Origin of the sequence: Polaribacter haliotis (assembly GCF_014784055.1) — a bacterium.
Taxonomy (GTDB): domain Bacteria; phylum Bacteroidota; class Bacteroidia; order Flavobacteriales; family Flavobacteriaceae; genus Polaribacter; species Polaribacter haliotis.
Genome location: NZ_CP061813.1, coordinates 1,656,491 through 1,668,668, shown reverse-complemented (window position 1 = coordinate 1,668,668; position 12,178 = coordinate 1,656,491). Strand labels below are relative to the sequence as shown.

The following is a 12,178-nucleotide window of genomic DNA, read 5'->3' as shown; positions in this document are numbered from 1 at the left end:
CGTCAAAGCTACAAACACAATAAAATTAATCATTTTAACACTTAAAACATTAAATTATGGGACCAGAAATAGTATTTATCTTTTTATTCGCGGTATTCTTTGGCGTATTTTATTTATATTTTTCAACACGAAACAAAGAAAGAATGGCATTAATAGAAAAAGGAGCAGATGCTTCTATTTTTATGAAAGGACATCAAGCTAGAAAAGCTGCTCCTTTTTGGAAAATATTAATATTAAATTTAGGCTTATTGGCAATGGGAATTGGAGTTGGAATCTTATTAGGAAGTTTATTAAGCTATAATTTTGGTTACAGTGGAGATTGGCAAAATAGACCACAAAATTATATTAGTTCAGAGACTTTATATGCTGCATCTATCTTTTTATGTGCTGGAGCCTCTTTATTAATAGGGTTTAACATTACCAAAAACTTAGACAAAGAGTAAGATTTAATTACATAAATTTTATACCACTTTTATTTATAGAAGTGGTTTTTTTGTGTTTCATAAAGTTACTATCTTTAAAAAAAATATTTAAACGAATTTAAGAAACTAGCAGTAACAAGATAGATGCTATTAAAACTTTAGTTATTACCATTCTTTTTTGGTGCTTTAAATAATAAAAAAAAATTAAAGATGAAAACAATAACCTTTTTATTTGTGCTCTTCACATCAATAACATTTGCACAAACTGATGCTAAAATTTATGACATTATAAACAGCGTTTCTAAAGATAGAATTAAAGCAGATGTAAAAACATTAACTGAATTTGGTACAAGAAATACGTTTTCAGATACTATTTCTAATACACGTGGAATTGGAGCTGCAAGACGTTGGATAAAAAAGGAATTCGATAAAATTTCTAACGATTGTAACAACTGTATAAACACGTTTTATCAGAAAGATTTAGTAACAAAAAAAATGAGTAGGAGAGTACCACATGATGCTTGGGTTGTAAATGTGGTTGCTATCCAAAAAGGAACAAAATACCCAAATAGATTTGTAATTATGAGTGGAGATATCGATTCTAGAAATAGCGATGGTTCTAACTTTACAAAAGATGCTCCAGGAGCAAATGACAATGCTTCAGGAATGGCAGGAACTATTGAAGCAGCAAGAGTTTTATCAAAATATAAATTCGAAAACAGTATTATTTACGTTGGTTTATCTGGAGAAGAACAAGGTCTTTTTGGAGGTGCAGGTTTGGCAAAATATGCGAAAGAAAAAGGGTGGGATATTATTGGTGTTTTAAATAACGATATGATTGGAAATATTACAGGAGTTGATGGTGTATTTGACAATAGAAGTTTTAGAATTTTTTCTGAACCAGTTCCAGCAAACGAAACAGAAAGACAAAGAAGAGCAAGACGTTTTTATGGAGGAGAAGTGGATGGAATTTCGAGACAATTGGCAAGATATATTCACCAGAATGTAAAAACGTATATGCCAGAAATGAACCCAATGATGATTTATAGATTGGACAGATTTGGTAGAGGAGGACACCACAGACCTTTTAACGATTTAGGTTTTGCAGGAATTAGAATTATGGAAGCGCATGAAAATTATACACAACAACACCAGGATATTAGAACCGAAAACGGAATTAAATATGGTGATACTTTCGAACATGTAAATTTTGGTTATGCTAAAAAGTTAACAGCTGTTAATGCAATTAATTTGGCAAGTTTGGCTTGGGCTCCTCCAAGTCCAACAACTGTAGAAATTGGCGGAATTGTAGAAGCTTCTGCAAGATTAAAATGGAATAAAGTAGAAGGCGCAAAAGGCTATAAAATTTATTGGCGAGATACAACAAGCCCAACTTGGGATCATAGCAGATATGTAGAGTCTACAGAATTTACTTTAGAAGGAATTGTAATTGACAATTTCTTTTTTGGAGTGGCTACAGTTGGCGAAAATGGACATGAAAGTGTAGTTGTTTTTCCGAATAAAATTATGAGATAAGTTTATGGTTCTAAGAATTTTTATCATTCTTTTACTCTTTGTTTCTTGTTCAGAAAACATTAAAAAACCGAGTTATATTTCTTTTGAACATCAAAATGATTCCATTTTTGTAATTGCGAAAAACAATGTAATTTCAACTTCATTTTTAAAAATTGAAGATAAAATAAATAAAAAAGATACCATATTTGATTTTAACAAACCAAATACTTTAACTGTTTTAAAATTTCATAAGTCTAAGATTGATACGAATGCTATTTACAAAAATTATAAATTCACTTTAAATTATGGAGCTTCATCTGCTCAAGAATATGACACTTTATATAATTATGGATTGCCATTTTTAAAAGGAAAACGTTACAAAGTTTTGCAAGCACAAAATACTAATTTTACTCATAAAGGTGCTGGATCGAAATATGCAATAGACTTTAAAATGAATGTTGGACAAGAAATTTGCGCCATTAGAGGTGGAGTTGTTGTAAAAACGAAAAGCGATTCTAATAAAGGTGGAAGTAGCAAGAAATATTTAAAAGAAGCAAATATAATTTTTGTGTTTCATAATGATGGAACTTTTGCACAATATGCTCATTTAAAGAAAGATGGTGTATTAGTTAAGGTTGGTGATACTATAAAAAAAGGCCAAGTCATTGGTTATTCTGGAAATACAGGAATGTCTACTGAACCTCATTTACATTTTGTAGTTTATAAACCGACCAAAAATGGACTAGTTTCATTTCCTTATATTTTAGATTCAATTCCCACAAAAAGATACAAAAAAGGAAGATATGCCTACAACAACTAAACCAGAATTTTATTTTAAAAATGATATTGAATGGCGCAATTGGTTGTCCGAAAATCATGAATCTTCAGATGGTATTTATCTCATTTTTTATAAAGTAGAAAATAATGAAGAGTCTATGAGGTGGGAAGAAGCTGTAAAAGTAGCTTTGTGTTTTGGTTGGATAGATTCTACCGTAAAAAGTTTAGGAAATGGAAAACGCAGGCAATATTTCTGCAAGCGAAATCCTAAAAGTGTTTGGAGTGCTTTAAATAAAAAATACATTAAAGAATTATCGAAAGCTAATTTAATGCACAAAAACGGATTAGAAATTATAAAATTAGGAAAGAAAAATGGTTCTTGGACTGCTTTAGATGATGTTGAAAAAGGGATTATTCCTGATGATTTACAAATTGAATTCAATAAAAACAAAATCGCTTTTACAAACTATAATAATTTTGCGCCAAGTTACAGAAAGAGTTATTTGTATTGGGTAAACCAAGCTAAAAGACCAGCAACAAGAGAAAAAAGAATTGCTGAAATTATTTCTCTTTGCGAAAAAAACATGAAATCGAGAGGAAATTGGTAATTATGAAAACCGAAAAATTAAAACTTACTCACACAAATCCTCACAATATATTTATTCCGAATTTGGTTTATAAACCATTTGCTGATAAAAAAATGAGTCGTGTAAAAGTGGAACTCATTTTCAATAATATAAAGCTCGATTTTTACGCTGCCATAAAAAAAGACAAAATTTCTGGAGATTACAAAATGATGATTTCTAAACAAAAACAAAAAGAATTGGGTTTGTCCTTAGGTGATGAATTTGAAATACAACTTTTTGAAGATACTTCTAAATACGGAGTTGAAATGCCAGAAGAATTAGAGGCAGTTCTAATGAGTGATTGTGATGCTTATGAAATTTTTGAAAGTTTTACAGCAGGAAAAAAACGAAGTATTATTTATGGAGTTATTCGTTATAAAACCAGCCAACAAAAAATTGACAAATCTTTAATTATGTGTGAAAATTTAAAACGTGGTAATCATGAACCTATTAAAATGTTTAAGTTAGAATAAAACAAAAAAGAAGCGATTTCTCGCTTCTTTTTAATTTCTATAATCCACTTATAAAACTTCCATAAGGATCTTTAAACTGTGTACCTTCTGTAAATCTGTGTTTGCTTAATTTTTTAAATTCAACCAAAGCCCAAAGGACAAATTCTTTCATAAAATAAGTGTCAGCCTCATTCATATTTGGTTGCTGTTCTTTTATAAAATCTTCTAAAGGTTTTATTTTATCTAACTCATTTTTATATTGTTGTTCTGTATATTCATCTAACAATTCAAAATCTTCTTCAGCATTAAAAAACCAAGAAACAATGTTATCATAAGGTGTTTCTGCATCTTGTTTTTCTAATTTTTTAATTTCAGGAAAATAAGCAGGAAATAATGTTTTAATTGCATTTCGAATTAATTTTTCTGCAACAACATGTGCTCCTTCTTGTTCTCCCTCATAAACCAATTCCACTTTACCAGTAATTGCAGGAATAATTCCATCGAAATCGCTTAAACGAATCATCGTTTGTTCATCACCAGAAATTAGTGCGCGTCTTTCTGCAGTACTTAAAAGGTTTTCAAAAGCAGAAATACTCAAACGTGCACTTACGCCACTTTTAGCATCTATATATTCGCTTTCTCTTGCTTCAAAAACAATTTGTTCTAATAAGTCTTTTGCCAATTCAGGCACTTCTATAAATTCTTTTTGTGAACTTGCTTTATTCGCTTCTTGCTGTGTAATTACTTTTGCTACTTCTATGTTTTCAGGATAATGAGTTAAAATCTGCGAACCAATTCTATCTTTTAGTGGAGTTACAATGCTTCCTCTATTGGTGTAATCTTCAGGATTTGCTGTAAATACAAATTGCATATCTAATGGCAAACGTAATTTAAAACCTCTAATTTGAATATCGCCTTCTTGTAAAATATTAAAAAGTGCCACTTGAATTCTAGCTTGTAAATCTGGTAATTCATTAATTACAAAAATACATCTGTTTGCTCTTGGAATCATTCCATAATGTATCACTCGATCATCAGCATAACTTAATTTTAAGTTTGCCGCTTTTATAGGATCTACATCACCAATAATATCTGCAACAGTAACATCTGGTGTTGCTAATTTTTCTGCAAAACGTTCGTTTCTGTGTAACCAAAAAATAGGCGTTTCATCTCCTTTTTCTTTAATAGTTTCAATCGCAAATCTCGAAATGGGATTCAGTGGATCGTCATTAATTTCTGAACCTTCCACAACAGGAATAAATTCATCCAATAAATCGACCATCAATCTTGCCAAACGTGTTTTAGCTTGTCCTCTTAAACCTAATAAATTAATATTATGTTTGCTTAATATTGCACGTTCTAATTCAGGAATTACGGTATTTTCATAACCATGAACTCCTTTAAAGACAGTTTCTTTATTCATTATTTTACTAATGAGGTTTTCTCGTAATTCGTCTTTAATGGATTTTGATTTATATCCTAATTTTTTTAATTCTCCTAATGTTTTTATATTTTCTAAATTCATAAGCCTATCCTTAATCCTTTCCGAAGGAAAGGAAATACTGTTGTGTTTATCTGTGTGTGTGTTATTTATAATTTTCTTTTTTCCCTCAAACTTGCTAAAAGTCTTCCCTTTGGGAAGATTTAGATGGGCTATTTATTATCCTTTAATTCTCTTTTTTCGATTCGTTTCATAATCTTCAAAAATCATTTCTCCCAAACCTTTTAAGCCTGTATAAAATGCTTTCCCTTGATTAGCTTGCGTAAATGCTCTTACAAATTGCATTAAATATGGGTCTTGAGCAATCATAAAAGTGGTAATTGGAATGTGTAATTTTCTGGCTTGTTGTGCCATTGCATAACATTTGTTTACAATATGCGTATCCAAACCATTACTGTTTTTATAATATTGTCCATCAGGCAAACGTAAACAACTTGGTTTTCCATCTGTAATCATAAAAATTTGTTTGTTGGTATTTCGTTTTCTTCGCAATAAATCCATCGCTAAATTTAAACCAGCAACAGTATTTGTGTGATAAGGTCCAACTTGTAAATAAGGTAAATCTTTAATTTTTATAGACCAAGCATCGTTTCCAAAAACAATAATATCTAACGTGTCTTTTGGATAACGAGTTGTAATTAATTCTGCCAAAGCCATCGCTACTTTTTTGGCAGGCGTTATTCTATCTTCTCCATAAAGAATCATTGAATGACTAATATCAATCATTAACACAGTACTCATTTGGCTTTTGTGAAGCGTTTCTTCAACCACCAAATCGTTTTCTGTTAGGTGAAAGTTGTCTATTCCGTTATTTATTTGAGCATTTCTAATACTTTCTGTGATGGATACTTTATCTAAAGCATCACCAAATTGATAATTTCTAAAATCGCCAGTATGTTCATCTCCAATTCCTGGAGACTTACTTTTATGATTTCCTGCACCACTTCTTTTTATTTTTCCAAAAATATGGTTTAAGGCTTGTTGTCTAATCGCACGTTCAGTTTTCGGAGTAATTTTTGTTCCTCCTGTTCCATCACCATTAATTTCTTCTTTTATGTAGCCTTTCTTTTTTAAGTCTTCAATAAAATCGTCAATGGTATAATTTTCGTCTGTTAATTTATATTCTTTATCCAAAGAACGCAACCAATCTATGGCTTCATCAAAATCGCCAGAAGTATGTGTTATGAGTTCTTTAAAAATTTCAAAAAGCATTTCAAACGGAGATTGGTTCTCTGCTTCGTATGTTTTAAAGACAAATCCTTTTCTGTTTTCTTTATTTTTCATCACTATAAAAATACGGCTTTATTAAATGTATAAAAAATGATTAACATTAGTTTATTAAATGAATCGATAGATTTGTTTTATTAAAAACAAGAAACATTAAACAAAATTTTAGCTATATTTACTTATGGCAAATATTTTAATTACAGGAGGTACTGGTTTAGTCGGTTCGAACCTTACAAAATTACTAAAGGAGAAAAAACATACTGTTCGAATTTTAAGTCGAAGTCCAGAAAATAGAAATGAGTTCAAATGGGATATTTCTAAGAATTATATTGATGAGAAAGCGTTAGAAAATATTGATTATATAATTCACTTAGCTGGAGCAGGAATTGCTGATAAACGTTGGACAGACGAAAGAAAAAAAATAATTATAGATAGTAGAGTAGATACAGCAAACCTAGTTTTTAAGAAGGTTAAAGAATTAGAAATTCCTTTAAAAGGTTTTATCTCTGCATCTGGAAGCAATTATTATGGAGCCAAAACTACCACTAAAATTTTTGAAGAAACAGATGCTGTTGGAGATGATTTTTTAGGTGAAGTATGCCAAAAATGGGAAGATGCTGCTAATCAATTTAAAAAAATAAATATTTCAGTTACAATTTTAAGAACTGGAGTTGTACTGTCAGAAAATGGAGGTGCTTTAGAAAAGATGAAAACGCCAATTATTACTCCACTAGGTTCAGGAAAGCAATATATGCCTTGGATTCATATATACGATTTATGTAATTTATATGTAAAAGCTGTTGAAGAAGAATTTGTTGGGGTTTTTAACGCTGTTGCTCCAGAATTTCATACAAGTAAAAGTTTTTCTAAAACTTTAGCAAAAGCTATAAGTAGACCTTATTTACCAATCGCAGTTCCTGGTTTTTTATTAAAATTAATTTTTGGAGAATTGGCTGTAATTCTTCTAGAAGGAAGTAGATTATCATCAAAAAAAATAATTAAGGAAGATTTTGTTTTTATATTTGGCACGCTTAAAAAAGCTTTAGATACTTTATAAAGTAAAAAAGACGAACAAAATGTTCGTCTTTTAATATTCTTTTATTTTAAAGCATCTGGGGATTTTTTAACTTTAAAATTGTCAGAATTTAATTTGATGCGAAATAGTCATTATTTGTAGTTTCAACTTCTTTCATTTTTCCTTTCCAAGTTCTTCCACCGAGCGTAGATTTGTAATAAACATTATTTCCTCTTACTTCTGTAATAACCATTTTTAAACTGTTTCCTTTTTTAAAAGGGAAGTTAGGTAGGTTAATTTCCTTTAAAGTAATAATACATTCATTTTTGCTAATCCAAACAATAGTGGATTTTATAGAATGCTTTTTATTATTATAATATTCTATATGTTGGTTGTCTTTAAACTCAACCAAAACTTCTCCACCTTTAAAGTTGTATGTAAAAGTTTGGTTATGTATTATTGGTCTTTGTTGATATTCTACTTCGTTAGTTGTTAATTTAATATTCGCTGAAAAAGACCCAAGAAGCATTAAGCTATCTTGTGCGTTTATAGAAATACTAAATAGAATAATACATGCAATTGTTACTTGTTTTTTAATTGTTTTCATTGTGTTTAATTAGGGGTTAAAAATATATTAGGGGTACTTATTTTCGTATTACAATGGAAATTAAAAACCAACTCCTGGCGCTTCTGGCGAAGATGCTTGTGCTTTTTGGGGGTTTAAAATTAAATAAGTACCTAATGCTGTTAATGCTGCATACTTACCATAATTTCCAATTTTTTTAAGAGCTTGTTTTCTATTGATATTGTCAGTTTTATTTATAGATTTCATATTTTGTTATTAGGGGTTATTCTAAAATAATTTTCTTGTAAATTTCTTTGGATGCATTTTTTAATTTTATTAAATAAATTCCTGAGGATAATGTAGGAATTGTTATTTCTGAGTTTCCGTTTGAAGAAAATACCTCAGACATTATTTTTTTACCTTCTATAGAATATAATATAAATGAGATTTTAGAATCTACTAAACCATTTATAGAAATTGTTCGATTGTCTTTTTTAAAGATATTTACTTTGTCTAAAATTGTTGTTTCTGTTGATAATGCATTTGATCTCGTATGTAAATAAAAATTCCCAACTCCTATAGATTTAGCTGTAAGCGTTGTTGTATATGAAGTGGTAGAGGCATCAAACTTAATGGTTGTATTATTTTCTTTGTCTTCTAGGAAAACGTAGATACTCTCTGGAATGTTAAGACTTTGTGGTGTAAATGTAACTTTGTCTCCAATAGAGGCGTTTAAACCTATAGGAATAACCATATCTTCATAATTTCCATTTGGTAACGATTGTATTCCTAATTTTTGGCCAATATTATTTGTAACTAAATTGGAATAGATTTGGAAACTATTTGCTATTCCTCCAAATATTTCTCCATCATAACCATCGTCAAAACCAGTTGTAGTTCCTTTTATGTAATAGATTTCGGTATATTTTTCACTTGTTCCATCTGTAACTAATAATTTTATTTCTGGTCTATCATTATTAGTCTTAGAGAATGTATCTGTATTTTGATGACTTAACATCGAAGTTGTAAAAACAACATCATTTGTATTTTCCACCTCAATAAAAAATCCTTGACCTGGAGCAATTTTAAAATTTTGAGCAGATACTTTAGGAATATAATCTCCTGCACCAGCATTTTCGGTTTGATCCCAAACCCAAACAGTTTGCGTTTTTAGAGGTTTTCCTACACCACTATTATTAGGTAGCAAATTTCCAATATTTACATAAGAAGCATAAGGATTCGAAATTAAATTAAAAGAATTGGAAGCAGAGTTTATAACCGAAGAATTTACATTTCCAGTATTTAAAGTTCCTGTAAAAGAAAGATCTCCAGCAGATGTTAGTCGGGTTGTATATCCTTTTCCAGATGTCATCATATCTGTAGTGTCATCTCCATCAACACCATCAACAGCTCCATCTTTATAGTAATTCCATTTTTTAGAAGTTTTTGTGTTGTCGAAAGTGGCCAATGCAATATTCTGGTTGACTCCAGTACCAGTTCCTCTTGCTAAATTAGAGTGATTCAAAACAAAGTTAGCAATTGATTGTTGCGAAACTGGAGCACCAATTAAATACCATTTATTACCATCTAAATGTCTTTTATAAGTTAAGTTTCCAGTAGATGTTCCGTTTGTTATGATAGAACCACCAGAGTTTATGGTAAAAGTTCCAGTATTATTACTATTTCCATTTATAGTTAAAGATCTATTGCTATTAATTATAAATGTTCCTTCAACAATTAAATTACCAATCGTTTCTTGATTTTTATCTAAGAAAGCGGTTTTTCCTATTGGAATTAACACATTATCTGATGCAATTGGTTCTCTATTTAAACTCCAGTTTGTTGGTAAAGACCAATTACCAGAATTGGCTGTAAATTCGTTGGTAACAGGAGCATTGTTTACGGTAATTGTAGTTTCTTTTTTATAATGACTTCCAATATTTGGAGCTTGATAAGTAACTACATAAGTACCTTGTGTAGATGCAGAAACATCTATTTTTCCAGTAGAATTATTTATAACCAAACCAGATGTGCTTGAAAAACTTCCTCCAGTAATTCCGTTTATTGTTGGAGTTGGGTCTAAACCATTTATGGAATAAGAACTTTCAGTAAAAGTAAATTTAGAAAAGTCGTTGTAATGAATGTCTATAAATTTTTCGATTACTTTTGCATAATCTCTAGAAAAATATGGGATTGTTGCACTCCTTCCATCAGAAACACCATAGATAGAAGAATAAACATTTCCCAAATCTCGAACTCTTCTATTTACTTCTGTCATAATACCATCAATGGTTCCTCCACCACCTTTTACAGTTCCTCCACCTTGTACAACAGTATTATTTGTAGACGTATTTCCAGAACCATGTCTAATATTATTATAAAAATCTCCTGCAAAATAAGAATTAGAGCCAGGATTTGTATCGTCACAATTTCCTTGATTACCATCACCAACATTACTTGGTACAATTCTATAACCTTCTGTTCTCGAACAACCAGCGTGACCTAAATCTGCATATCTTTGTCCACCAGTAATTTGCATAATTCCTCCAAAACTATTTACTCCTCTAATTAAATCTTCAAAAGAAGAGTTGCTAATATTATTTTCAATTAGATTTTTTATAGTTACTCTTGCTAATTCTGTAGTATTTGTAGCAGTATTGTTTAAATCTTCATCAAAAGAACTACTTGGTAAATTATAACCAGCTTCAATTCTTGGAATAGAATGACTTTGTCCATGTAAATCTATATATAGACCTTTACCGAATTTAGCATTAATATCTGCACTAGCTTGATCTATAAAATTATGAAAAGCATCATAATACGTTTTTGTTGTGGAGTTATTACAAGTTGCTACACTTTCATTTCTATTTGGATCTAATTTTTTACGATGTAAATTGTTTATAATTATGTAAGGATACATTCCAAATTGGTCGAAACATTTTTTCTGAATTTCTTTAATTAAAACGTCTGTATTATCGTCCATTTCGTTTGTTCCACAGCTTCTTGTGCTAAGTTCACTTGGTTCTAATCTTCCTCCATGAGGTGCAGAAATAATTACTGGCATTGTTCCAGGAATATATTCTATGTATTTTTTACTACTATTTTGATATTGTGAAACTCCTGGAAAAGCATCGTTTATAATTGTTACAGAATCTGTTATTGTTATTGGACAACTACCATTAGTTGTGTAAGTAACTGTATACGTTCCTACAGTCGAATCTGAAACATCTATAACTCCTGTAGTAGTATTTAAATCTAAACCAGAAGTTGAACTGTAAGTTCCACTTTGTCCTGTTTTGGCAGGCAATAAATCTACATCGTTTTTATTAACTTTAGAAGTAGGGTAAGAAAAAGTTGCAACATCAGAACTAGTAATAGTTATGTTTCGAGTTGCAGTATTTTGGTCTGGATTTGTAGTTGTATAAGTAACCACATAATTTCCAATTGTAGAGCTGCTAATATTTATTTGTCCTGTGCTACTATTTAAACTTAGGCCAGCAGTTGAAGAAAATGTTCCACCTGTTTCTCCAGTAATTGTTGGTGTTGGATTTGAATCTGCGCCACAATAACTACTTTTAGAATAATTAAAAGAAGCGTCGTCTAAACCAATTGTTATCGAAAAATCATATTCTAAGTTGGTTGTTCTTGGATTTGTAACATTTGGGAAAATTCCATTAAAATTAAATATTTCAGTTCCGTTTACAAATACTTTTCCATAAGCACCAGTTCCATTCCAACTATCTCCATAAGTATCGTAAACTCTTATTATATAATCGCCTTTTGGAAGGTTAACTGAGCTAGAGGTTTGATTTAAGAAAGTGGAGTCTGATCCATTTCCATAATTATGATCTATGGATAAAACAACTGTATTTGAAGAATTAAGAATTTCCATCTTATTCTCACCAGAATAACTAGGCCAGTTTACATTAAGATTAACATTGTTTTGCGAAAAGAATACAAATGATTTCGAAAAAATTATTAAGACAAAGACATGTCTTAAAAAATTAGGGGTAATTTTTTTAGTCATTAATTAGGGGTTAAAAAGTTTTATTGACGAATTATTAAAGCCAAAAAAAGG

General features: G+C 30.2%; 11 protein-coding genes. 6 read left to right on the top strand and 5 right to left on the bottom strand.

Features of this window, described 5'->3' with window-relative positions; translation table 11 throughout:
• Positions 1-56 precede the first annotated feature (56 nt).
• From H9I45_RS07075 to H9I45_RS07055, 5 genes are all read left to right on the top strand, one after another.
• On the top strand, positions 57-443 hold the full coding sequence (locus tag H9I45_RS07075) for a DUF6249 domain-containing protein (protein ID WP_088354652.1): 387 nt from the start codon (positions 57-59) through the stop codon (positions 441-443).
• A gap of 189 nt (positions 444-632) precedes the next feature.
• On the top strand, positions 633-1,958 hold the full coding sequence (locus H9I45_RS07070; RefSeq protein WP_088354651.1) for a M28 family metallopeptidase: 1,326 nt from the start codon (positions 633-635) through the stop codon (positions 1,956-1,958).
• Between the two features lie 4 nt (positions 1,959-1,962).
• Positions 1,963-2,757: a M23 family metallopeptidase gene (locus tag H9I45_RS16415; protein ID WP_088354650.1), complete on the top strand. Its 795-nt coding sequence runs from the start codon at positions 1,963-1,965 to the stop codon at positions 2,755-2,757.
• Positions 2,741-3,322 carry a YdeI/OmpD-associated family protein gene (locus tag H9I45_RS07060; protein WP_088354649.1) on the top strand — a complete coding sequence of 194 codons (582 nt, stop codon included), beginning with the start codon at positions 2,741-2,743 and terminating at the stop codon, positions 3,320-3,322. Before H9I45_RS16415 ends, H9I45_RS07060 begins: the two co-directional genes overlap by 17 nt.
• Positions 3,323-3,324: 2 nt before the next feature.
• Positions 3,325-3,813 carry a YdeI/OmpD-associated family protein gene (locus H9I45_RS07055; RefSeq protein WP_088354648.1) on the top strand — a complete coding sequence of 163 codons (489 nt, stop codon included), beginning with the start codon at positions 3,325-3,327 and terminating at the stop codon, positions 3,811-3,813.
• A 37-nt stretch (positions 3,814-3,850) separates the two neighbouring features.
• On the opposite strand, the gene H9I45_RS07050 is transcribed toward H9I45_RS07055, so the two are convergent.
• Both H9I45_RS07050 and H9I45_RS07045 read right to left on the bottom strand, forming a co-directional pair.
• Entirely contained in the window at positions 3,851-5,317 is a 1,467-nt protein-coding gene (locus H9I45_RS07050) for a MoxR family ATPase (protein ID WP_088354647.1), read from the bottom strand.
• A 135-nt stretch (positions 5,318-5,452) separates the two neighbouring features.
• Positions 5,453-6,577 (bottom strand): vWA domain-containing protein, encoded by a 1,125-nt coding sequence (locus H9I45_RS07045; RefSeq protein WP_088354646.1) that lies wholly within the window; start codon positions 6,575-6,577, stop codon positions 5,453-5,455.
• A gap of 124 nt (positions 6,578-6,701) precedes the next feature.
• Between H9I45_RS07045 and H9I45_RS07040 the strand changes: the two genes are divergently transcribed.
• Positions 6,702-7,577, top strand: coding sequence for a TIGR01777 family oxidoreductase (locus tag H9I45_RS07040; protein WP_088354645.1), 876 nt, complete (start codon positions 6,702-6,704; stop codon positions 7,575-7,577).
• 88 nt (positions 7,578-7,665) lie between these two features.
• Here H9I45_RS07040 and H9I45_RS07035 read toward each other — a convergent pair whose 3' ends face one another.
• From H9I45_RS07035 to H9I45_RS07025, 3 genes are read right to left on the bottom strand one after another with little or no spacing between them, the layout of a single operon-like run.
• Positions 7,666-8,142: a hypothetical protein gene (locus tag H9I45_RS07035; protein ID WP_088354644.1), complete on the bottom strand. Its 477-nt coding sequence runs from the start codon at positions 8,140-8,142 to the stop codon at positions 7,666-7,668.
• A gap of 60 nt (positions 8,143-8,202) precedes the next feature.
• Positions 8,203-8,367 carry a hypothetical protein gene (locus tag H9I45_RS07030; RefSeq protein WP_176397582.1) on the bottom strand — a complete coding sequence of 55 codons (165 nt, stop codon included), beginning with the start codon at positions 8,365-8,367 and terminating at the stop codon, positions 8,203-8,205.
• A gap of 16 nt (positions 8,368-8,383) precedes the next feature.
• The gene (locus H9I45_RS07025) at positions 8,384-11,992 is read right to left on the bottom strand and encodes a DUF8693 domain-containing protein (protein ID WP_140422764.1); all 3,609 of its coding nucleotides are present in this window, start codon (positions 11,990-11,992) and stop codon (positions 8,384-8,386) included.
• Positions 11,993-12,178: the final 186 nt, after the last annotated feature.